General features: G+C 35.8%; 22 protein-coding genes and 1 pseudogene. 2 read left to right on the top strand and 21 right to left on the bottom strand.

The window, feature by feature from the left end:
- Positions 1–6: 6 nt before the first annotated feature.
- The 3 genes from RE409_RS13945 to cdaS form a co-directional block, all read right to left on the bottom strand.
- Complete coding sequence (locus RE409_RS13945) at positions 7–891, bottom strand: ABC transporter ATP-binding protein (RefSeq protein WP_201184690.1); 885 nt, start codon at positions 889–891, stop codon at positions 7–9.
- 68 nt (positions 892–959) lie between these two features.
- The gene (locus RE409_RS13950; RefSeq protein ID WP_201224499.1) at positions 960–1,583 is read right to left on the bottom strand and encodes a TetR/AcrR family transcriptional regulator; all 624 of its coding nucleotides are present in this window, start codon (positions 1,581–1,583) and stop codon (positions 960–962) included.
- Positions 1,584–2,041: 458 nt separating this feature from the next.
- The gene (gene cdaS, locus RE409_RS13955; protein ID WP_082527466.1) at positions 2,042–2,662 is read right to left on the bottom strand and encodes a sporulation-specific diadenylate cyclase CdaS; all 621 of its coding nucleotides are present in this window, start codon (positions 2,660–2,662) and stop codon (positions 2,042–2,044) included.
- Between the two features lie 317 nt (positions 2,663–2,979).
- Here cdaS and RE409_RS13960 point away from each other — a divergent pair, with 317 nt between their 5' ends.
- Positions 2,980–3,300 carry a 2Fe-2S iron-sulfur cluster-binding protein gene (locus RE409_RS13960; RefSeq protein ID WP_056522869.1) on the top strand — a complete coding sequence of 107 codons (321 nt, stop codon included), beginning with the start codon at positions 2,980–2,982 and terminating at the stop codon, positions 3,298–3,300.
- Positions 3,301–3,551: 251 nt separating this feature from the next.
- On the opposite strand, the gene RE409_RS13965 is transcribed toward RE409_RS13960, so the two are convergent.
- Together RE409_RS13965 and RE409_RS13970 are read right to left on the bottom strand one after the other, a co-directional pair.
- Positions 3,552–4,115 (bottom strand): MOSC domain-containing protein, encoded by a 564-nt coding sequence (locus RE409_RS13965; protein WP_201249449.1) that lies wholly within the window; start codon positions 4,113–4,115, stop codon positions 3,552–3,554.
- Positions 4,116–4,410: 295 nt separating this feature from the next.
- Positions 4,411–5,289, bottom strand: coding sequence for a helix-turn-helix domain-containing protein (locus RE409_RS13970; RefSeq protein ID WP_201249448.1), 879 nt, complete (start codon positions 5,287–5,289; stop codon positions 4,411–4,413).
- Between the two features lie 101 nt (positions 5,290–5,390).
- On the opposite strand from RE409_RS13970, the gene RE409_RS13975 reads away from it, so the two are divergent.
- The gene (locus tag RE409_RS13975; RefSeq protein WP_201224492.1) at positions 5,391–6,296 is read left to right on the top strand and encodes a DMT family transporter; all 906 of its coding nucleotides are present in this window, start codon (positions 5,391–5,393) and stop codon (positions 6,294–6,296) included.
- A 158-nt stretch (positions 6,297–6,454) separates the two neighbouring features.
- On the opposite strand, the gene RE409_RS13980 is transcribed toward RE409_RS13975, so the two are convergent.
- The 16 genes and pseudogenes from RE409_RS13980 to RE409_RS14055 all read right to left on the bottom strand — a co-directional run bounded on the left by RE409_RS13980 (position 6,455) and on the right by RE409_RS14055 (position 21,941).
- Positions 6,455–6,952 carry a CcdC protein domain-containing protein gene (locus tag RE409_RS13980; protein ID WP_201184700.1) on the bottom strand — a complete coding sequence of 166 codons (498 nt, stop codon included), beginning with the start codon at positions 6,950–6,952 and terminating at the stop codon, positions 6,455–6,457.
- Positions 6,953–7,687: 735 nt separating this feature from the next.
- Complete coding sequence (locus RE409_RS13985; RefSeq protein ID WP_201253541.1) at positions 7,688–8,689, bottom strand: 2-hydroxyacid dehydrogenase; 1,002 nt, start codon at positions 8,687–8,689, stop codon at positions 7,688–7,690.
- Between the two features lie 35 nt (positions 8,690–8,724).
- Positions 8,725–9,483: an SDR family NAD(P)-dependent oxidoreductase gene (locus tag RE409_RS13990; RefSeq protein WP_201184705.1), complete on the bottom strand. Its 759-nt coding sequence runs from the start codon at positions 9,481–9,483 to the stop codon at positions 8,725–8,727.
- A 4-nt stretch (positions 9,484–9,487) separates the two neighbouring features.
- Positions 9,488–11,005, bottom strand: coding sequence for an FGGY-family carbohydrate kinase (locus RE409_RS13995; protein ID WP_201253542.1), 1,518 nt, complete (start codon positions 11,003–11,005; stop codon positions 9,488–9,490).
- Positions 11,006–11,017: 12 nt separating this feature from the next.
- A complete protein-coding gene (locus tag RE409_RS14000; RefSeq protein WP_098176194.1) occupies positions 11,018–12,280 on the bottom strand; it encodes a PTS galactitol transporter subunit IIC in 1,263 nt (420 codons plus the stop codon).
- A gap of 126 nt (positions 12,281–12,406) precedes the next feature.
- Complete coding sequence (locus RE409_RS14005) at positions 12,407–12,952, bottom strand: glycerol-3-phosphate responsive antiterminator (protein WP_201184710.1); 546 nt, start codon at positions 12,950–12,952, stop codon at positions 12,407–12,409.
- A gap of 101 nt (positions 12,953–13,053) precedes the next feature.
- The gene (locus RE409_RS14010; protein ID WP_201224484.1) at positions 13,054–13,848 is read right to left on the bottom strand and encodes a class I fructose-bisphosphate aldolase; all 795 of its coding nucleotides are present in this window, start codon (positions 13,846–13,848) and stop codon (positions 13,054–13,056) included.
- Between the two features lie 204 nt (positions 13,849–14,052).
- Positions 14,053–14,430 carry a VOC family protein gene (locus RE409_RS14015; RefSeq protein WP_057214524.1) on the bottom strand — a complete coding sequence of 126 codons (378 nt, stop codon included), beginning with the start codon at positions 14,428–14,430 and terminating at the stop codon, positions 14,053–14,055.
- 426 nt (positions 14,431–14,856) lie between these two features.
- Positions 14,857–15,228 carry an iron chaperone gene (locus RE409_RS14020; protein ID WP_397329472.1) on the bottom strand — a complete coding sequence of 124 codons (372 nt, stop codon included), beginning with the start codon at positions 15,226–15,228 and terminating at the stop codon, positions 14,857–14,859.
- Between the two features lie 252 nt (positions 15,229–15,480).
- Positions 15,481–16,047, bottom strand: a pseudogene (locus RE409_RS14025) (amidohydrolase family protein); the annotation flags it as partial.
- Positions 16,048–16,458: 411 nt separating this feature from the next.
- Positions 16,459–17,184, bottom strand: coding sequence for a YjjG family noncanonical pyrimidine nucleotidase (locus RE409_RS14030; RefSeq protein WP_201184716.1), 726 nt, complete (start codon positions 17,182–17,184; stop codon positions 16,459–16,461).
- A 133-nt stretch (positions 17,185–17,317) separates the two neighbouring features.
- A complete protein-coding gene (locus tag RE409_RS14035) occupies positions 17,318–17,443 on the bottom strand; it encodes a hypothetical protein (RefSeq protein ID WP_274606965.1) in 126 nt (41 codons plus the stop codon).
- 96 nt (positions 17,444–17,539) lie between these two features.
- Entirely contained in the window at positions 17,540–18,238 is a 699-nt protein-coding gene (locus RE409_RS14040; protein ID WP_201224480.1) for a Crp/Fnr family transcriptional regulator, read from the bottom strand.
- Between the two features lie 849 nt (positions 18,239–19,087).
- The gene (locus RE409_RS14045) at positions 19,088–19,345 is read right to left on the bottom strand and encodes a DUF2533 family protein (protein WP_056522882.1); all 258 of its coding nucleotides are present in this window, start codon (positions 19,343–19,345) and stop codon (positions 19,088–19,090) included.
- 795 nt (positions 19,346–20,140) lie between these two features.
- The gene (locus RE409_RS14050; protein WP_201249444.1) at positions 20,141–20,566 is read right to left on the bottom strand and encodes an OsmC family protein; all 426 of its coding nucleotides are present in this window, start codon (positions 20,564–20,566) and stop codon (positions 20,141–20,143) included.
- A gap of 739 nt (positions 20,567–21,305) precedes the next feature.
- On the bottom strand, positions 21,306–21,941 hold the full coding sequence (locus RE409_RS14055) for an FMN-dependent NADH-azoreductase (RefSeq protein WP_201184722.1): 636 nt from the start codon (positions 21,939–21,941) through the stop codon (positions 21,306–21,308).
- Between the last annotated feature and the right edge of the window lie 493 nt (positions 21,942–22,434).

The raw sequence follows: 22,434 nt of genomic DNA on the forward strand, positions 1-22,434 counted from the left end.
AGTTTCTTAGGCCTCCTTTTCGTAATAATGCATAAATATCTCCTCAAGGTCCGGCTCTTCGATCCATAGATTCGCGATTTCAATTTCCGCGATTCTTTTCATCACTGTATTGATATTACCTCTAAATAAAAAGCTGATTACGTTATTGTTAACCTCTAATTTATTGACCCCTCCGATTTGGAAATAATTCTTATCTAGGGCAGATTTCGTCTCAATTTTAAACTTTTTATAGTTGTTCTCCTGTAACGTACTAATCTTTTCTACCGTTACGATTTTACCTTCTTTAATGATGGCAACTCGATTACATAATCTTTGAACCTCGCTGAGGATGTGCGACGAAAATAGAATCGTAGCACCTTTTTTATTCTCTTCCTCTAATAGTTCAAAAAATTTTTGCTGCATTAATGGGTCAAGCCCGCTCGTGGGTTCATCCAAAATAATAAGTTTAGGTTCATGGAGAAGCCCTTGAACAATCCCGACCTTTTTCTTGTTTCCTAAAGAAAGGTCATCAATTTTTTTATTGAGATCCAAGTCCATTATTTTTGCTAAATCTTTGATTCTCTTACTACAATCCTTTTTATAAAAACTGGCTGAGTAATTTAAAAGTTCCTTTACTTTCATATTGTCATAGTAAAAAACTTCTGATGGTAAATAGCCAATTTCCTTTTTTATTTCTGGAGCAAAACGAATACAGTCTTTCCCAAAAATAGTGGCGCTGCCGCTCGTTGGGTAAATGAGCGATAATAATGTGCGAATCGTTGTCGACTTCCCGGCACCATTCGGTCCTATAAACCCGAAAATTTCACCCTGTTCAACATTAAAACTAATATCGGATATTCCTCTTGATTTGCCGTAAGTTTTGGTTAGATTTTTAATTTCTATTACGTTCATTTATAATTCCTCCCTTTTTTCTCATCGGTATGCGGAATTACCAATTTTAGAAATGATGGATCACTACCTTATTCGTACAAAGAATCCCTTAGTATTTCCAAGTATTCTTCCATTTCTGCCATTGTCTTATCGCTAGCGATTTGCTCCAGGGATAGGGACGATACTTTTTCTTGCATTTGATACGCAAACCCTTCTAATGTCCAATTAATAATGTTGATCGCCTTTTTAATATCAATCCCTTTTTTAAATTTAGAAAGATCAATATCGGAAAATAATTTATTAAAGGAACTTTCGAACAATTCCTTCCCCCTGCTGTTTATATCAATTTTAACTGCAGGGGAGGAGTCTTTATAGATCGACTTAACGAAATTTAACATTTCAGGGTAAATTTGATATATTTCAATTTTCAGTAATGCGATTTGCCGATAGCGGACAAAAATGTCTTTTTCTTCCCAATTTATTTTTTCCATAATTTTATCCATTAGAATATCGATCATATGTTCATACAAGAATAAATATAATTGCTTTTTATTTTGAAAATAATGAAATAATAACCCCTTTGATATTCCTGCTTCCTTGACGATTTCATTGGTGGATGCATTGTCATATCCCTTCTGGGCAAATTCCTTTATCGCAGCATTTATTATACGGTCTTGTTTTTCTTTATCCATGTTCAAAAATTTTGAAAACATAGGGGCAGCCCTCTTTTCTTTCATTCTAAATTTACGGTTGACCACATCAGTCAATCAAATTGTACTATCGTTGACCTATCTGGTCAATATTAATCAAGCTATATTTTTTACAAAAAAATGAAATTGTTGCATTTGTAACTTTTGAATAATGTTTGCTCAAATTAATACTATTAACCTTTATAAACGAAAAAAAGAAAGAGCGTGTTTTGAAAAAGATTTTAATCAAAAACACGCTCTTAATATATTCATTTGAATCATTCTTTTATTAAAAATTTTGATGATTTCTGTGATCCTTCCCCCGTTAAAGCGCCCGTTAATTGAGTAAGCGTTCAGAATTTCAATAAAATGCGAGACCAATTGTGTATCCAATATAAGCTAGGATAACACCAAAGGTGGTTACTGTATTTATATATAGTGCGACTGTAATTAATAAAAAATATGATTTTAGAAATTCTTATCTATAGAGACCCATGATTAGTAATTGGGTACAGGTTCCCATTTAAGGCAAATGAAACTCTACCTGTTTCCTCAGATACTACCAGTACAAGAGCATCACTTCGTTCAGTTAAACCTAAAGCAGCACGATGGCGTGTTCCAAGTTTTTTACCCCCTGATGATCTGTCTGAAAGTGGAAGGACATTTGCTGCGGAATCAATATGATTAAGAGTAACCAGTACAGCACCATCATGTAGTGGATTTCCAGGGAAAAAAATTGATTCCAATAAAGAATGGGTTAATTCTGCTCCAATTGAAATTCCTGGTTGAATCAAAGACTCAAGAGAATCTTCCCGTTGAATCACAATTAAGCCACCATGTCTCAGATTCGACATATTTTGTACACAAATTGATAATTCGGGATATTTGTCCGTAAACGGAGACAAATAACAGTTTAAATAAAAAGTTGCAGCTTTCATGTCAATGTAGACAAAATTTTCTTTGATTTTTTCAAAATTTCCAAGAAGACAATAGTTTTCATTATCCATTGCTTCTAAGTTATTCTGTAATTCAGTTATTACTTGGCGAATATCCTCTTTTAATATTTGTTTCATTGGTGAAAAATCGCAATTACCATTATTCACAGACACGCACCTCCCTTCTATTTTTTCACTCTCTTTTTTGCGATAATCATCATTGAACGCAAAAAGTTCAATCTAGATTTTTATTTATTTATATCGGTTTACATCTTGTTCAATCTAGATTTATTAATGTACTTAAAGTTTGTCTTCAAGAGAGTTATTATTCATTAATGAAAGCAAAACGAGTTTTCCATTTCTTCATTCATCTTTTTACATCAATCAGGAATGACTTTACATTTTATTATGTCATAAGGGCAAGGTAAGACAATAAATATGTTAAAGACCAATTGGAAGATATTATATATATGAGGTGGTATAAAATGCCTTACGTAACTGTATTTGACCAAGGAACTTTTGAAGTTGAAATGGGTAAAAAGTTAGTATTAGCTCTAGAAGATAACGACATTAATATTCTCCATCGATGTGGAGGGAAAGCAAAATGTACGACTTGCAGAGTAGAAATATTGGCAGGTGATTTTTTTGAGGTAACACATAAAGAAAAAAAGGCTTTTGAGGAAAAAGGAATGGAAGATCATTTGCGTTTATCCTGTCAAATTTTTGTCAATGGAGACATAACCATTCGACCGATCATGACTGTAGAAAACTCTCGAATAGACGCTGGACCAAGGCCAGCTGACTAAATTTGAACAATATTTTATTCAGTGACCCATTCTAACATCATAACATCAAAATATAAGCTGCAGCCGATTCGTGATCAGTAGCAGCTGGAAGATATGAAATAGAGGCTGAAGCACCATTAATTAAACAATACTCAGGACTATCGGCAGTTAAATAAGGGTTTAAAGTTCTGCTGTCGTTCCGGGGATAGAATGGATAATAATCTTATATTCTTAAATACTTTTCAAACAAAAAAGAGGTTCAAATGAAAACATTACACCCTTTCAAGAGGTATATGAGGTAAAGGAGGTAATTGTATTCTAACCGGGTCTCCGGGGTGAACCTCACCACTTTCCATAACTATGCTCATTATTCCTGCTTTCCGTATCAAGTGCCCCTGCTTATCACGTTCTAAAACTGCTTTCATAAGACCTGATTTAAATTGATCTATTTGGACACATGGATTTCGTAAGCCTGTTACTTTAATAACTGCTGTTTCCCCAATATATAGAAAGGTATCCCTCGGTAAACCAAGCAGATCGATACCTTGTGTGGTGATATTTTCACCCATTTGACCAGCTGTAACATTAAAGCTATCTTTCAACTCATCTAATAATTCTGAGTGGATTAGATGAACTTGTCGCAGGTTAGGTTGATTTGGGTTACTTGCTACACGTGAACGATGCTTAACTGTTTTACCTAAATGGGCATCTCCTTCGACTCCCAAACCTTTCAAAAGTTTTATACTACTGCAATTATCCTTACTAAATGTGTGTTTATTACTTTTACTTACAGCTAGTACTATTCCACTAGCCGAGCCAATTTTTTCGTAATTCATTTTAATTCAACTCCTTATAATACTTATATTTGACATATTAATTAAAGTATCCTTCCCTGTTATTTGAAGATTAAGGGAAAATGAAAATAGTATCTAGATCACATAATGGCGCTTATCCGCAATGAAAAAAGGATTTTCGGTTGGAAAATCCTTTAACAATCAAAAATAGCAAGGTTTGATCTGAATAATCTTGAAACTAACTGGTATGACCGTACCCTAAACCACTTTCATCATTTTCTGATCCATTAATAAAAAAAACAATATCTCTTTGGATGAAGCAACTTGCCAAAAGGCTTTAAAAATTTTTTTCAACTAGACGAAATTTATTCGGAGTCATGCCAAATGCAGTTTTAAACTTTTCGATAAAATAGCTAGTACTTGAAAAACCTACTTCTAAAGAGATTTCTGTAATAGAACTTGTTGTTCGAACTAAAAGCTCTTTACTTCTATCTAAGCGGTAAGACAATAAATACTGAAAAGGTGTTCGGCCCAGATGCTTTTTAAAAAGACGATTGGTTTCAGCTCTACTTAAATAAGCAACATTTGCGACATCATCTAGTGTGATTTTACTTCCATAATGATGATGCATATATCGTAATATTTCTTTTACTCTTGGATCGTAAACTACTTTTTTCTGCCCATGATTAGGTACGATGTTCGTGACCAGACGCTCAATACAGAAAAGGTACTGTTGTGTAATCACTAATTCACATCCAAATGATTTGTTCTCATACGCGACAAATCCTTTTTTGATTGCTTCCATAATGTCATTTTGCCAATTGATACTAGGTGAAAAAGGGATAAAAGGAACTTTTTCATTTTGAATAAGGAACCCTATATACTTCTTTTCAATATACGAACTGGCTAAATGCACACCTACATTCCAACAAATATAACGTCCCTCACATGAATCGGCATGTGCTTCATGAATTACTCCTGAATTAATAAAAATCCCTTCTCCTTCATTTAAATTAATTTCTTCACCATGAATTTGAAAGCATACATGACCACCTGTTACAACGACAAACTGTAGCTCCTCATGCCAATGAAGTGGAATATAGCCAACAATATTTTTCCGAATATTAGTATGATAGAAAATGACTGGCCATTGTGGATCTTTGTATTGTACAAGTTCTTGGTACTGTGAATTAATAGAAATGTTGTAGATTTGCACTTAATCACCTCAATATTCTTATATTTTTAGAGATTAATTCGCTATTTATAGATCTTAATATTCTATATATTGATTATATCTTAATATTGATAGGTGATTATATGAATAAACAAAATCGTTTAATAGGAATTTTCTATGTCATTTTTGGCGCTAGTTTTTGGGGAGTTGGTGGGACAGTCGCGCAGCATCTTTTTCAATCTGGTAATATCGATGTGGATTGGTTTGTGACAACACGACTCTTAATTGGGGGGATTCTCTTACTTAGTAGCCAATTAGTGAGCAGTAATCGTAAGCATCTTTTTCAAATTTGGAGGGAGCCGACCAGTCGGAATCGGTTAATCACCTTCAGTCTGTTCGGCATGTTACTTGTTCAATATTCTTACATGGTTTCCATCGCTCTCGGCAATGCTGCAATAGCTACATTACTACAATACTTAGCACCGATTTTTATTATTTTTTATTTCATTGTAAAGGGGATTCAAAAATTAACAGGTTCCGATCTTTTGGCCATTAGTTTGACACTCCTTGGTACTTTTTTATTATTAACCAATGGATCATTTAATAATTTATCTGTACCCTTATCAGCTGTTATTTGGGGCGTAATTTCAGGACTATCATTAGCTTTTTACACACTCTATGCACGTTCGTTATTGGAGTCCTTTTCATCCGTTATTGTTGTTGGTTGGGCTATGTTACTTGCCGGAATTATTATGAATTTTGTACATCCTATTTGGGCAATCGAAGCTACAAATTGGTCCGCTTCCATTTATATCGCGTTAGGGTTTACAATCCTCTTTGGCACAGCACTCGCTTTTTGGATGTTTATCAAAAGCTTAGAATACTTAACGGCGAAGGAAACGACTTTACTTGGCACAGTTGAGCCATTAACAGCTGTTGTCAGTAGTATTCTTTGGTTGCAGTTACCATTTGGATTTTTGCAGATTGTTGGTGGACTCCTTATTTTAATATTAGTTGTTTATCTATCTCTACAAAATAAGGAAAAATAGAAAAATCCCCTCCAAGTAATAGTGTAATATCCATGTATATACATGGATGTTACACTGTCTACTTAAAGAAGATAATACCAACAGGGAGCCCTTATTTATGTCTACTCTATAGAATCTATTTCAAGTTCTGAAGAGACTTTCCATTCACATAATCAGTATTATCGAAAGTCAATGTTGTCGCTAGTTTGGATTCGACTTTTGTATAGCTGGCGAAATTTGATGAAAGAGATAATTCTCCAAGGTAAGATATATCCTAGTGCTACAGTCATAAATAGTGATGCTTCTGTTTCTGGACCTAGCCATTTTAAATAATCACGAAGCAAAAACCGGAAAATAAGTACGATGAGAAAGGTAATGATAAAGCTTTTGCTTTTTACAGCATAAATATGCTGATCAGATCGGAGTTCATAGTTAGTGGTCCAAATAAGTGGAATTGACAAAAGGAACCCAAAGATACCTGCACAAACCCATTCCCAACCAGCGACATGTGCTGTTGGATTTAAAATGACGAGAATAAAGGGTAATAACAAAAATAGTATGGGTAAGAGAATGCGGGTCCCGTTTCCCTTAATAGGACGATACATTGCTCTGGTTCTACGCCATAAGACCAATACAGCAATTATGATCACAATAGAATAAAACGAGGAAGAGTCCATAAATTCACCTCTATACATAGTGTATTTCAATTATATGGGAAATATAGATGGTTTAGTAGTGGTATTTGTAGAAAGAAGCAGCCGTTACTTAAGACGGCTGCCCAGTTTGTAGACAAAAGAATACCTCTTATCGTCCGTCGTTAACTAAAATATTACGTTTTCTTTTCATACAGCTGGTAAAAAATAGGCTATCAGCACAGATGAAAAAGTAATTTTATATACGAAATTTTCAGAGGGTAGCCATGAATAGTCTATCAACAGCTATTTTCTTAGGAAACAAGTGGAACTTATGGAACGAACCATACAGCATCAACTACATCTAGTACTTAAATATCAATAAATTCCATTAATGTTTAGAATACACTTCACCTACAAAAGCAATGGAATACCAAAAAAGGCATAGGGTGTATTTTCCTAATATTCGTGATGAGCTAATAATAGGAACGTAATGAGAAAAGCATTACGTTTCTGATTCAAACATACGGCGGCTTACTCAACGATATTATTAAAAGATATTTACATGGTAATCATCAAGATTATGAAGAATGTTTAGATGATGTATTATTAGAAGTTGGGTTTCATACCGATTCATTCGATCCAAAAAAAGTACGTTAAACAATGGATGGCAGCCTTGCTAAATATCGAACGATTGATTTCAGTGAAAAGATGGTACTCATTTTTTTCCAGACATAGAACCCCGTCAAATTACCGGGGCTCTTTTTTATAAATAAAGCTTTATGATTTCTTATTATCCCACTCCAGCAGCCGTTCCGCCAATTTCTTCGGGGTGTTTCGAAAGGCATCATTTGTACTTCCAGCCATATGAGATGTGATTGTCACATTGTCGAGTTGCAGGAATGGACTGTTGTTCCCCAATGGCTCATGGTCAAAGGTGTCGATAGCTGCTCCTGCAATTTCATTATTTTGCAACGCTTGAATGAGATCGTCTTCCTTAATGAGGCCGGACCTCGCTGTATTAACGATTATAGCCGTGTCCTTCATTTGTTGGAAGTGCTGGTAACGGATCATATCTTTTGTCTCTTCTGTTAATCGTCCATGCATCGAAACGACGTCGGACTGTGCAAGTAATGTGTTAAGGTCAACTTGTTCGAAGTCGTTTTGACCTTTATAATACGGGTCATAGTATATGATTCGTGCATCGAATCCGTTTAAGAAACGTCCAACGAGTTGACCGATGTTCCCAAATCCAATTAGACCGATCGTTCTTTCTTGGAGTTCTGGCACGAACGCTCCGTTAGGAAAGTCCTTGCGCCATTTGCCTTGTTTTAAAGAGGCGTGAGAACGAGCTATGTTACGAATTTCTGATAGAATTAAACCGACTGTAAATTCAGCTACACTACGGGCGTTGCGCCCAGGAGTATTGATGACTTCAATGTTTCTGTCTTTCGCCAGATCCTCATTGACATTCTCCGTACCACCACGCAGGACACCTATCAACTTCAAGTTGCTAGCAGCAAGGATTAATTTAGTATTTATAGGGGCAAATTGCGTAATGACGATATCAAATGTCTCGATGTCCTCAAACAAAGTGTCGGGTAACTCCACGACTTCGCTCCCTCCATTTTCGATAGTTAAATTGTCTTTTTGCAGCTGTTCTAAATTCTCATGTATCCACTCGCGGACAGTTACTTCTATTCCAGCTTCAACTAATTTTTTCAAGCCCTGTACCATCATATCTTTTGTAATAAATAAATCAGCAATCGCTAAGCATCTCACCGTTGAACACTCCTTATCATCATTTTTCTTTACTTTTAGCGCATTAACATGCCGCCTGTGGCGTCTAGCGTCGCTCCCGTAATGTAGTTTGCTTTTTCGGAAACTAGGAAGATAGCAATGTCAGCGATTTCTTTCGCTGTAGCAACTCGCCCAAGTGGAATACGATTGACGTAATAGTCTTCATTCTTCTCAAGTGATTCTCTGATCATGTCGGTCTCAACAATACCTAATGCAAGGTTATTGACATTTATACCATTCTTCGCTATTTCACGAGCGAGCGAAATCGTAAACCCGACCATCCCCGCCTTGCTTGCAGCGTAATGAGCGTGTCCAGTCGTCGATCCATGAAACGCAGCTTGCGACGTGATGTTTAAGATTTTGCCACGTTTGTTTCGTTCAAGGCAATGATTGGCAAATGTTTGACACGTCAGAAAAACGCTAGTCAAATTGATTTCGATCGTTTCATTCCATTCCGCTAAGCTCATATCCTTCACATAGCTCGTTGGCCACACCCCAGCATTATTGATGAGCAAATCCACTTCACCAAAATGCTCGATGCTCTTATGAATTAGCTCAACAGCTGCATCCGCATTGGCTAAGTTTACTTGAAAGGAGACTGCTTTGCAGCCAAGCGACTTAATCTCCTCAACCACTTCTTGTGCTTTTTTTTGATTGCCCTGGTACGTTAAGACGATGTTAGCACCTTCATGCGCTAAGGAGAGGGCGGTTTCACGACCTACCCCTCGTGAGCCACCCGTGATGATTGCAGTTTTTCCTTGAATACCTAAGTCCATAGCATTATATACCTACCTTCCACATTTTTTCCATATGCGCCAGAGTTTCTTTATACCTATTGTACTTTTCAGCATACACTTTTGCTTTATCCAGATTCGGTTTAATAATACGGTCGACATTCACCATTTTAATAGCCGCTTCTTTAATTGAACCATATTGTCCATTCATAACAGCGGCACACATTACGGTTCCAAGCGTACCGTGTTCTTTTACTTCAACAATTTCAAGGGGGATCTGCAAGGAATCAGCGAACATTTGAAGCCATACATCTGATTTTGTTACTCCCCCGGCAATGCGAGAGGAGACTGGTTTATCACCATATTTAAGCAATCGCTCAATATGATACATATGGCCGAACACGATTCCTTCGTATACGGCACGAACGAAATGCTCCTGCTTATGCCAACTATTCATGCCAATAAAACAAGAAGTGGCATTTGGTACCGTGTTCGACCCGAATAAGAAAGGGAAAAAGAGCAAATTACTGTCCTCCGGTCCTGTTGAAGCCACCAATTCATTGCAAAGATCGTACACGGACCTCCCTTGATTCTCATACTCAAACTTTTCTCCAACCATGAACTTATCAATAAACCATTCAAGATTGCTCGCTGATGTTGGACTCGCTTCAGTTGTGAGCCAGTAATCAGGCAAACAGTAAATTGACGTCATGAACAAATCTTTATCAATGACTGGCTTTTTTGTGATGTACTCATTAATGCTCCATGTTCCAGCGACGATACATAGCTTATTTTCTTCCACTAGACCGGATGCAATGGCTGACGCGGCAATATCAAAAAGCCCTCCAGCAAGGGGAGTTCCTTCTTTTAGCCCAGTCGCTTCCGCAGCTTCTTTTGTGATGTATCCGCACACATCAGTAGATTGTTTAAGTGGGGGAAGCTTAGTCAAAATCTTTTGTAACCCGAAGAAGTCAAGTAATTCCTCATCAAAACATTGATCTCTCACATTCAATAAGCTCGTGCCAGAAATATCGGTCAACTCCAAGTATGCTTCTCCTGTCAATTTAAAGCGCAGAAAATCCTTAACCATGAATATATAATCAGACTGATCAATTACTTCTTGCTCATGGTCTTGCAACCAAGCTAGCAATGCTACTGGCTGACCCGCCCAAACAGATTGCATAGTCTTAGGAAGTACTTCAGTCTCGAAGCGAGGATCTGCATACCATTCATCTATATACTTCTTCGCCCGATTATCAGTAGAGATGATTCCGTTATAAGGAGACCCTCCGTCTTTTGTCGCTAAATAAAGACCGTTACCGTGACCGGTAATGGATATACCAACAATTTGCCCTGCATCTATCGCCGATTTCCTCAACACTTCTTTAATTACCTTGACGTTTGCTTCCCATAGCTCATCGATATCCCGTTCCGTATGAAATGGCTTTGGCATTATCATTTTTGTCTTTTGCGAGGCAATCTCCACTTCTTTTCCAGACAGTGTGTATAAGGCTGCTTTTGTGACTGTGCCACCATTATCAATTCCCAGTAAATAATTCTCCATTATCGTTCCTCCCTATGCAAAGAATGACGCGATTTTAATCAGTAACCATCCAAGCGGAGTCGAAGCTCCACCGACTAAGTTAGCGAGTTCAGTAGTGTTGCTAATATTGTCTGGTAAGGCGACATTAGCCAATTTTGCAGCTTCTGTAAATGCGCCCGAGATATCCGTCCCAATGTAGAGAACCATAGTCATGATGACGATTCCAGTAATATAAAGGCGGACCATATTATGTTTAAGGAATGGTGAACACATCGCAAATAGAAATGAAAGCGATGCCAAATCCGTGAATGGCAATAAACGATTACCTGGAAGGATTACTGCGAGCACAAGCGCAGTTGGTATCATTAAAAGTCCAGTTGCCAGAACTGCCGGATGGGCAATGAGTAGCGCTGTATCCATAGCGATGTAAAATTCACGGTTTGGAAACCTTCTCTTCAAGAAAGCTTCCGCTGCTTCCCGTATGATTGATAAACCTTCGACAAGGACGTCAACCATTTTAGGTAAAAGTACCATGACCGCACCAACGGTCACCCCTAGCGTCATAACTGATCCAATGTCAAAGCCAGCAAGAATCCCAAGCAAGACGCCGATAATCGCTCCTAGTGTTAATGGTTCGCCGAACACACCGAATTTCTTTGTAATTGATTCAGGGTCCGCCTTCACATCGCGCAACCAGGGTATGCGTTCAATGATCCAGTTGATGGCTATCCCAAACGGAACAAACACGGCGGTCGTCCCATGTGGAAAAGATACACCCTTTAAATTAAAGTCAGACTGAATACGTGGAGCAGTCAAATCACCAATAATCAAGACAATGACAAAGTGAATCAGTGCTGCCAAGGTCGCAATCCATATACTATCTGTCATACTATAAATAAGTGCACCTGTAACCATGAAGACCCAGAAGTTAAATATATCAATATTAACAGTTTTTGTTACTTTCAAGAATAGTAGAATGATATTTAAAAGAATGATCCCCGCTACGGCAAATGGAACGATAGGCGTCCCCCAGCCTATCGCCGCTGCTACAGGCCACCCAGGGTCGATGACTGTCAATTGCAAATCAAATCGGGAAACCATTGCTTCAGCAGCTGGTCCCATGCTTTCAAGAAGAAGTGTGATAATTAAGCTAATACCGACAAATCCAATACCTACAAGCATGGCTGCTTTAAAGGCACGGCCAATTGTCACTCGAAAACAGAGCGCCATGATAAAAAAAATTATCGGCATCATCACCGACGGACCTAAATTGATCACCCAATTAATCATTTCCATGCAAACTCCCCCTTTTTCCTTCTTTTTAAAACAAAAAAACCACAAAGAACGACAGCTTAAACTCTGTCAACTTTGTGGGGACTCTCCATGGTCTCATACCCATTCTTGCTATTTTGTTGTATTTGTTTACCAAAGTTCTTTTTGACTCGTCGTCACAGCTGAAAATCCAGCGCGAAAGACGGTTTCAATCTTTACTTTTGAATCAAGGAAACCACCCGCAAGTAAATGAGTGTTTGGTATTATTGACTGAATTTGGTTAACGTAATGAATCGCGAAAGGACCCGGTAAAACCTCAACTCCATCAAAGTTAATATTCTCCAAAGATTTCAAAGCTTGTTCAAGAGAACGAGAATCAAGTAGGAACACGCGGTAAATTGCCAGTAAATCAAGCTTCATAGCTGTGTTTAATACACGTTGGTTCGGTGAAATGACCCCATCAACCTTGAACATTTCCTTTAACCACTTAACACCCTTTGCATCCTTCGTTAATCCTTCAATCAAATCTAAGTGTACTAACACTTTCTTACCTGCTTGATGACACCGTTTCGTCAATTCCTTTAAATTGCCGATATGTGCTTCTGATAACAATACGTACTCCGACTTACTTGAGAGCGCACTGTCCAAATCTTTTAATTGTCTTGTTGATGGAATAACTGTCTTATCTGAAAACATCTCGACCACCCTTTTAATATAGCGCTTACAACCTTCAATTGTAAAATGTTCCTAAAAAAGTGTCAAGTCATGTTCTTACACATTGTATGTGCTGCATGGTTTCAGTATGCTCTGTATGTTTCATACGCCTCTTCTGCTGTACCTTTCCCGTGAATGATTACATTCAGCGCGGCTACCACACCCGCTGGCTTTTCATTTTGCGTAATATTGCGACCAACGGCTACCCCTTTTGCACCAACATCCATGCAGTGTTTTACGAATTTGAAATAATCTAGTATATGTTCGGTTTTTGGTCCTCCCAAGGCAAGAACAGGCCTTTGAGCCATCTTTACGATTTCTGAATCTCCTGCTTCCCCTGAAAAACGTGTCTTGATAATATCAGCTCCAAGCTCTGTACCAAGACGTGCCCCAGTGGCTATCACTCCCGGATTATTGGAATCCTCATTCGTAACAGCGTATCCGTAAGGCAATGTCTCACACATAAATGGCATGTTCCATTTATCGGCATCACGAGCTAGGTGCCAGGCAATTTGATGTGAGGCTGCTTCGTTAGCTGCACCAGGAAACGTCATTGAAATAATGCCGTCTGCACCAAGCTTCAGTGCATCCTCAACGACTATCAAACCAGTTGTATTTGGTACACTTGAATCGAACACTCCCGTCGATAAATCAGCACGAACGAGCATGCCCACATCTGCAAGTGAATTGGCGTAAGTCTTTGCCATACCATACGTGACAAGTACTGCATCAAGGCCATTTTCAATCATCTTTGGCAATTCGGCAATTGTGTCATCAATTCCCCTGGTATTCGTCGAGAAATAATAACCATCAAGAGCCAATGTGATTGACTTCCCATCTTCTGCAAATATGTTTGCCATTCTCCTTGTTTTTGGCATGTAATCTCCCCATTTCTATAAAATAAACGAACAAAAATCCCCACAAAGAATCGACAGCTATCTGTCAACTTTTGTGGGGATTCACTTAGTCACATACCCAATTAGTATTGCTATTTTGTTGTCCGTTTTATGTTACCTTAATCATATGGGAACTTAAGTCTTCTGTCAAGGATATTTCTGAATCCGTTTTCATTTGTATATGATTTACTTTTTTTCCATAACCGCAAAGTAATTTTCTTCATTATCAGCAAAGTTAAATACTCTACCAAATGGCATACTTACAAGTTCTCCGACTGTGATATTTTTATCCGAAAAGTCTTTATATAATTTATCGAGATTTTCCGAGTAAAACATTAACGACGGTGTATTAAGATTTAATTCAGGCTGCATTTTTGCAATTAATTCTTTATTGTGGAGAATGATACTCGTTTCTGCTTCCTTAGTTGGAGCAATTTCAATCCATCTCATTTGGCCGTTATCTTCTTCAGAAACTACGGTAAACCCTACTTTTTCTGTCCAAAATTTCAATGTCTCATCTTGGTTATTTACATATAACATAATTTGACCGACTTTATTAATCATTTGCTTCTCTCCATTTCTACTAGTTAGGTTAATATTGATATTTTTTTCGTTTGAGCATTATACTTTTGTTTTTAAGAATATAACTACTTAATGATTATACCAAATGTAAGATTTAAGCCAAGTTTTGCTATGCTTCTCTTTTAATTCCGTATTTGATGAACAAATAAAGTTAAGTACCTACATTTTTTGTTATATAAATCTGCCCAATTAGTAGCATAAGAAATGCACCTGTTTCTAGCCTGCCCCATATAGAAGTATTTGATAATTTACTTTCACTTCTAGATTATGATTTTCTTCTGCTTGAACAATTTATGAAAAAGTATGAATAACAGAACAAAAAAGAAGTATTCTTATTAAATTTTGTTATGTGACTAAACTGTCCCGTTACTTGAATAAGAATTTATAATCAACAGAATTTGAATGAAATTATTTTTTCTTTTTCAATCTGCCTTCAGCTTTCTTTATATTCTCAGCAACTCTAAATTTAACTATCTCGCTTATTAATTCATACGGCATCGGCTTTTCTAGAGGAAACTGAACTGCCCCTTTTGAACTTTTATATTCCGAAAATTCATGTTCAAAAGCAGCGATTCCGCTAGAAGTTGGATAAAATCCTATATGTTTTTTATAGGCAGCGAAATGTACCAGATTCCCATGTAAAACAAAGGTAGGCATTTGATAACTTATCTTTTCTTCTGCATCTGGTGCTGATTCTTTTATAACTTTTCTTAACCTTTTAAGTTTTTCCTGAACCTCATGAGGAAATTGTAAAATGTATTCATCAATTGATTTAAACATATAGGATCCCTCCATGATTTCTCCTCTCATTAAACCAAACCCTTAGAATTTCATTTACATATATTATAACGTTTTCTTACTCAAATTTCCTTCCCATTTAGCTCAACAAAATAAAAGGCTACCGCAGCAACCTCATTATTAAACTCAAGCACTCATTAGTTGAACAAGTCACTTCTCTTAAAATGCATATAATAGACGGACTGTGCAGTAATTAATCAATTTGTAATAGCGTTAAGGCCATTTCACCAACTCCTATACTGATATTTTTAAATACCAATTAAGTGCATTTTTATAAAGAACTTTTATAGCTTCTTCTTCCTCAAGTATATTATTTATCAGCTCTATATCTGAATATCAAAAAGGCCTATTAGCCCTTGTTGAGGGTAAATCTGTTCCGAACATCAATGCATCTGGGTTTGTAGAGTATATAGTCCGAATTGCTTCTTCATCATCAAAATCAATTCTTCCGAAACCAGTTGCTTTTACTCTTACACCTTTATCAACTAAAGATAAAAGATTCGTAAAACCGCTTTTTGATAAACCAAGATGATCTATCGAAACCGAAGGAAGCTTTTCTACTATCGTTGTTATCTCTGTTAAAGAGTTAGAATCAATGTATAGCTCTGTATGCCAATTTACTAATTCATAAACTCTTCTCGCTAAGTAATCTAAACGTGATATATCCTCGGAACCTCCACGATTTACATTGAATCGAATAGCTTTCACACCAAGTTCCTTAAGTTTAATGATTTCATCATCTGATGTATTGTATGGCAATTGAGTTACACCAACAAAGTTTTCACCAAGGGTTTGTAACGCATTATCGATAATATGTAAATGCGAATCAAAACTTTCATATTTTTTCCTCCAGTCTAATTACCTTTCTACTAAATTTTATATCCTGAATTTGCATAATGAAATTTAATAATATTTATAAATATCGATAGGTTTAATTTATCAGTTGAATAATTAAGTTTGCATTTTGATGTTCAATTAAACCTGCCTATTTGTCTCCAATAGAAAAGAGCTGCATCAACAGCCCTTTATTAAACCCTTGTTGTTCTAAAAAAAGTTTGATTAAAAACATCTAACACTCATGTTTTTCAAGATACAAAAAGAAACCATTTTAATCAAAGTTAGATCAAAATGGTTCTTTTCTTGCTAATTAATATAGATTTCATAAAAAAATTGATCATTTTATTAAAGCTGTTAACAAAGATAATGCGATAGTCAGGAACAGTACTGACTAACAGCTGTTGATTCTTTTTCTACGTTTAAAATGCAATACAGCTCTTCAAGCTTTTGTATTTGATATGTTGGAACAATTTTAGTTTCATTAGGTTCCAGTTTAGGGTTGAGCCAACATGTATCTATAGCAGTTTGCTGTCCGCCTTTAATATCCGCACTTAAGGAGTCTCCGATGATTAATGCTTTTTCCATCGAGAAATTAGGAATTCGCGCAAAGACATAATCGAAATATTCCTTCATGGGCTTTTGAAAACCAGTATCCTCTGAAACGAAAATATCCTTAAATAGCGGAAATAATCCTGAATCACGTAAGCGTTTATACTGGGTCTTGGAAACACCATTAGTAACAATATATAAGTCATATTTATTTTGCAGATCGGCTATCAATTCAAAGGCCCCATTAACAAGCTGATGCCCCTCTTCTAAATAGCTACGATAGTTCTTTTCCATTAATACTCCATCAACTTCTCGACCGTATTCCTTAAATAAACGTGAATGGCGAGTATTCACTACCGTATCACGATCTATTATTCCTTTTTCAAAGGACTTCCAGAGATCTTGGTTTATTTTTTTATATTGTGCTTCGATTTCAGGAGTTAAGTGGATATTTTGATCCTCGAAAAGCAAGCGCAAAGCTAATTTTTCTGCTGCGCCAAAATCCAATAGTGTATCATCTACATCAAATAATAATGTCTGATATTTTTTCACAATTCCTTCTCCATTCCTACGTATGTAATTTACAAAATTGAGCTAGCATATCTGGGACCAAGCAACTTGATGGCCCTCATTATACTGATGAAGACACCTACTCCGGTTAAGTCACTGAACCAGTACCAGGGCTTCATATTTTGCAAAGCAAATATCCTTCAACGATGAGACCAATCATCAGCAAAGGGAAAGATTCCATTCCTAATACAAGTGTCGTTGCAGCCCAAGAGCCTATATTTTCATTCGCTTTACTATTCATTATATTTTGCGAACTGACTAACAAACCTACGATCAGTGCAAATGTTAGTCCTACAATAATAACCTCTACTCCCCAATTTAATGATTCTATTCTAATTCATTCATAAATATTGTGATTGGCTAGGTCACTCAATCCTTCTCGATTTTTAACATGGATGAACTCCTTGTTACGTTCAATCAAACCCTCTGTACATAGGTGTTGGATAACTCGATTGAGATGTCTATAGCTCGTCCCGATTAAATCCGCTACATCTCTTAAACTATTTGTACTGAGACGGCCTTTAAAATGAGCATCTGATTCATCAAAAGATATGGACAATAAATAACTTGCTAATCGTATTTCTACTGGATACATCAAATTAAAGCTCAAAGAGTTAGATTTAATACAAAATTTTCTTGTAATGGTTTTGAGTAAAAATTGTAGAAACGGTGTATAATCACTTCCGTATTTTCCTAACGAATCATAATGAATTCCAATCATGTTAACAGACGAGACGGCCTCAACCGTATTGATAATATCAATACCTTGTACGTATTCAATATCCCCAATCAATTCAAGTGGTGTCTTAAAAGAAAGAATCAATTTCTTACCTTCCAAAGAGGTGGTATAAATTTTAATTTTCCCCTTCACAAGTATATAGAGATACTGTGATGGCTCTCCTTGTGCACAAATAATCTCTCCCTGATCAAAGCTATACAACGACAACTGGGCTATTAATGGAGCGTTAAATATAGATTCTATTTGATGAGCATGCAAATAGTAATTGAGTTGCTGTCTATCTTCGGTTTGCTTCATGAATCGCTTCCGCCTCTTCCCCCTCATTCATTCCATTTCTGAAAAAGTTCTACTATTTAAGCACTAATATCACAACGCTAGCTACCAACATACTCAATACCGATAAACTGCGGTAGCTTCATCTGCTGCTTGATTTCACCGAACCGCCATTACAATCAATGCCAAAGATCAAACTGAGCCGGGCAAGGAGCACTGCTAAAATAGTGTTATCACGAATCCCAATTAGGTAATCGTTGCAGTTTACCAAGTTCTTATATCTTGAATCATCCGCTAATTAACTACTTCTTGCAAAGTAATAAAGGCACTTCCTAAAAACGCGAAGAAACTTCCTCTCATTTTTCACTCACCCATTTAGATTGCTCTCTATATTAAATGATAGATTCACGTATTTTGGAAAGGACATATGTCCTCAATCTAACATTTACTCGGTTTTTCTTTAGCAGACCTTCTAAGGACTACGCAATCATCGAAAGGTGGTTTACTCTTGCCACGCCTACATGTGCCTTAAAGAATCATGCTTTTAAAGCGAAGAACAAACAATTGAACTAGCTATGTTATTCATGATGCCATAGTTTTTCTATTTTCATCATTCCTGATTTATTACTATTTAAAAAACCCAAATCGGACCTTTTTAAGTGTCCACCATTTTAGGTGAATTCAACAGTATCTAATAACTCTATATCCCTCTTAATATCATTCCAACTAAACAACTAAAAATATTTCTATATGCCATCTATCTTAATTGGTAGTTTAAAATTCGTGTATAAAAAAACACTCATCTATATAATGAGTGTCAGGCTCGCACCGATGTTCGGTGCTTTTTCTTACATCTAAGATCTGTAAATTAGTTTACTTCAATGACTCCACATATGAACGAACCATGTCTGGGGTAACTAATTTACGAGTAGGTATAAACCTTTGATTTGCAAGAACATTGATTTGCATAGTGATTTGATTAATTTGGTCTGTTGTAAAATCCTTTTCAGCTTTACATAATTCAATAGCTCCTTGAATATAATCTTCACGTTGTTGGTCTAAAAGCGAAAATTCAGTAAAAAGTTGATTTTGTTTTTGGGCATGTAAAGAAAGGGCTTTATGTACACTCATTGTCCTTCACTCCTATGATTTTTCTAATAGCTACTTCTATAATAACAAGATAATATAGAAAACTAAAGAATTCAAATTTTCAATTTTCAATAAATCTATTTAAATTAAGCTTGGGGAACTCTGACGTACAAAACTAATTAACCTTTAGATTACCGTTAAATCCCTAATAGATGTTTGTAAAGAATATTATCTAAGCATGTCTCTGTTGAACAAGAATTTGTCTACTGATCATCTTTTTCTTCACTAGAAACAATAATGGTAGACCACTTAATATCTCAAGCGTTTTGCTACCGAAAAGGATAATCGGTTGACTTTCTCCGTACATATATAGCATATGGTCATGCTACTAATACATTGCTTATTTGTGTAAATCCCATCGCACTAATCACTTTATCCTAACGTTTTAAAACACAAAAAAGCCATTGAAGGATTGGGGTATAAAACCACACAATTCACCTCAAGAGCGGGATTTAAAAAATGAAAGGACCTTTAAATGGATTGTAAAAGGGTTTATATGTACATTAAAGAATCTTTATTATTTTCCTCATGTATGAGTTCTAATAATACTTTTTCGCATCAACGTTCGTAAACGCTTTAACTCTAATTCAATAGTATTTTCAATAAAAGAAGGCTCTTTTTTGAACATAAGCCATTGCATAAAAAATAAAGGAGCGAAAAGTTCGGTTATTTTAAATAATATAAAAATTCATTAAAAAATTAGCTGTGCTTTAAATTACTCCCTCTAATATGTCGAGAGTAAATTGAAATAGTGGTAAATAGTTCATAGATCAAAAATTATAATTTTTGATCTCCTTTGACTCCATTAATTGAATAACTCACTTCAATGTTTGCATTTAATGAGTGATATACTGAACAGTACGTATCTTTCGATAATTTAATAGCACGGACCACTTTATCTTCTGGCAGTTCCCCTTCTAGTAAATAATGGATATGGTAATCGGTAAATCGTTTTGGATGATTTTCTGCCCGTGATCCTTCTATTTCTATTTGAAAAGTAATTGGTTCAAATCGCATTTTTTTCAAGATCATTACAATATCAATTCCTGTGCAACCGGCTAAGGAATGTAACAGTAACTCTGTGGGTCTCGCTCCGCTATTTTGTCCTCCTACTTCTTTGGCAGCATCCATTTTTATTACATGTCCTGACGGAGTAGATCCAGAAAAAGCCATTTCTCCTGACCATTTAATTATTGTCTTCAATTATTTCAACCCTTCCTTGGTGTTTTCCTATCCTTTAAACGTTCGTAGAGCTATTTAACAAAATTTCAGTTCAATTAAGTTTTTATTAGTACATAACCTACCGACTATTTTTTGTGTTGAGTCTTAGAGTACCTTAAGGACTATTCCAATTCTTATTTTACATAGTTAACATGTGAACGCCCTTGAGAGATTGTTTGACCTATATATTATGTAATATAGCTAGAAATTATTTAACCAAATTTTCACTGCTATTCTGTAATTAACAAGGATACTATGATTTGCAGAATTTTTTTATCTTTTAACTGTCATTGCAACAAGCACTACGTCTTGACCTTTTCACGACTGATACCTATCTTCAATTTATTAAGAATAGTCTCTCTGCAGGGGAAATCTTTTCATGCAAAAAAGGAGTAAGGAAAACTCCCTACTCCTTTTTATATTTAGGATGTTAATTAACTATTTTACGTTTTTTTCTAAGCCAAAACAGTATTGGACTAAACCCTCTTTTTAAAAATCTAAAATAAAAGTTGATCACATTTAACATTCCAGTCTGGATTTCCGACTAATAATAGAACCTATTTTGAAAAAATATTGAAATTCAAAATAGGTTCTTTATGTTAATTCAGGCATCTAGTTTGTTTAATGCTTCTTCAACTAAAGCACCTGATTGTTGAAGGTCTGATAGCTTTAAGTATAAATCTACATAAAAAAAGCCAACAAGTTGTTGATTCTATGGTAATTAAAAAGTAGAAGCTAAATCTTTTGCTCTTGTAATAGCATTTTCTTTAATTTCTTGTGCTTTATCAGGCATTGCAGCATGTCCTTCAACGAATAATCCTTCAAATGAAGGAACTCCGAAGAATTGCATTATGATATTTAGATATCGGTGTCCCATTTCCATTTCAGCTGCTGGTCCTTCGGAATAAATACCACCACGAGCTTGAATATGCAATGCTTTCTTGTCAGTTAAAAGGCCAACTGGACCTTTGTCGGTATATTTAAATGTTTTTCCTGCAACAGAAACAGAATCAATATATGCTTTTAATACTGGTGGGAATGAAAAATTCCATAATGGTGTTACAAATATATATTTATCGGCAACAATGAATTGCTCACATAATTCTGAGAGTCGACCAACTTTAGTTTTCTCTTCCGACGAAAGTTCTTCAAATCCCTTTCCAGATTGAAGTTTTCCCCAACCACTGAAAACATCCACATCAATTTCAGGAATATTTTCTTTATAAAGGTCAATATTCACAATTTCATGGCTAGGATTTACTTCTTTATAAGTTTCAATAAATGTTTTTCCAACGGCCATACTGTAAGATTGAGTTTCATCATTCGGATGAGCTGTGATGTATAATACCTTTGTCATTCTGCATCTTTCCTTCCCTTTTACATATTTGAACATTCTAGTTTGTCTAAGTAATTTAACATTTATACAATTACCTCTAGCTAAAATATCATTAATTTTAGGTAGTTATATCTTCTACTTTGTATCAAAAAGGAATCTTGCCATAAATGGTAAATAACTAATGTAACTAAAAAAGACACAATTCCTTGTACAAGAATTACGCCTAGTTAAAAATCACAACATTATAAAGGGCAGCTGAATATTTTCGCGAAAATTGAATAAAAGAGCCCATTAAAAATGAAACTGTCTAAATTATATAGTCACATGCAAAAACGATACTTCTAAACCTAAAACCCAGGCTAAGACATTTTACGGAAATAAAATGGAAACTTCCTTACAAGAAAAAAGAGAGAACATTAATTGCCACTCTTCCTTTTATTTCTAAATATCACTTAGCTATTAAAGATACATGATCTGCAGTTGCCCAATTGTTTATAGGTACTACTTTATATTT

Source organism: Peribacillus sp. R9-11, assembly GCF_031345095.1.
In the GTDB taxonomy this organism is placed as follows: domain Bacteria; phylum Bacillota; class Bacilli; order Bacillales; family DSM-1321; genus Peribacillus; species Peribacillus butanolivorans.

Bases quoted from the DNA above. Each gene is read 5' to 3' on its own strand.
- RE409_RS13945 (WP_201184690.1), bottom strand. From the start codon at position 891: ATGAACGTAATAGAAATTAAAAATCTAACCAAAACTTACGGCAAATCA.
- RE409_RS13950 (WP_201224499.1), bottom strand. From the start codon at position 1,583: ATGTTTTCAAAATTTTTGAACATGGATAAAGAAAAACAAGACCGTATA.
- RE409_RS13960 (WP_056522869.1), top strand. From the start codon at position 2,980: ATGCCTTACGTAACTGTATTTGACCAAGGAACTTTTGAAGTTGAAATG.
- RE409_RS13965 (WP_201249449.1), bottom strand. From the start codon at position 4,115: ATGAATTACGAAAAAATTGGCTCGGCTAGTGGAATAGTACTAGCTGTA.
- RE409_RS13975 (WP_201224492.1), top strand. From the start codon at position 5,391: ATGAATAAACAAAATCGTTTAATAGGAATTTTCTATGTCATTTTTGGC.
- RE409_RS13980 (WP_201184700.1), bottom strand. From the start codon at position 6,952: ATGGACTCTTCCTCGTTTTATTCTATTGTGATCATAATTGCTGTATTG.
- RE409_RS13990 (WP_201184705.1), bottom strand. From the start codon at position 9,483: ATGGACTTAGGTATTCAAGGAAAAACTGCAATCATCACGGGTGGCTCA.
- RE409_RS13995 (WP_201253542.1), bottom strand. From the start codon at position 11,005: ATGGAGAATTATTTACTGGGAATTGATAATGGTGGCACAGTCACAAAA.
- RE409_RS14000 (WP_098176194.1), bottom strand. From the start codon at position 12,280: ATGGAAATGATTAATTGGGTGATCAATTTAGGTCCGTCGGTGATGATG.
- RE409_RS14005 (WP_201184710.1), bottom strand. From the start codon at position 12,952: ATGTTTTCAGATAAGACAGTTATTCCATCAACAAGACAATTAAAAGAT.
- RE409_RS14010 (WP_201224484.1), bottom strand. From the start codon at position 13,848: ATGCCAAAAACAAGGAGAATGGCAAACATATTTGCAGAAGATGGGAAG.
- RE409_RS14015 (WP_057214524.1), bottom strand. From the start codon at position 14,430: ATGATTAATAAAGTCGGTCAAATTATGTTATATGTAAATAACCAAGAT.
- RE409_RS14020 (WP_397329472.1), bottom strand. From the start codon at position 15,228: ATGTTTAAATCAATTGATGAATACATTTTACAATTTCCTCATGAGGTT.
- RE409_RS14035 (WP_274606965.1), bottom strand. From the start codon at position 17,443: ATGAATAGTAAAGCGAATGAAAATATAGGCTCTTGGGCTGCAACGACA.
- RE409_RS14040 (WP_201224480.1), bottom strand. From the start codon at position 18,238: ATGAAGCAAACCGAAGATAGACAGCAACTCAATTACTATTTGCATGCT.
- RE409_RS14045 (WP_056522882.1), bottom strand. From the start codon at position 19,345: ATGAGTGTACATAAAGCCCTTTCTTTACATGCCCAAAAACAAAATCAA.
- RE409_RS14055 (WP_201184722.1), bottom strand. From the start codon at position 21,941: ATGACAAAGGTATTATACATCACAGCTCATCCGAATGATGAAACTCAA.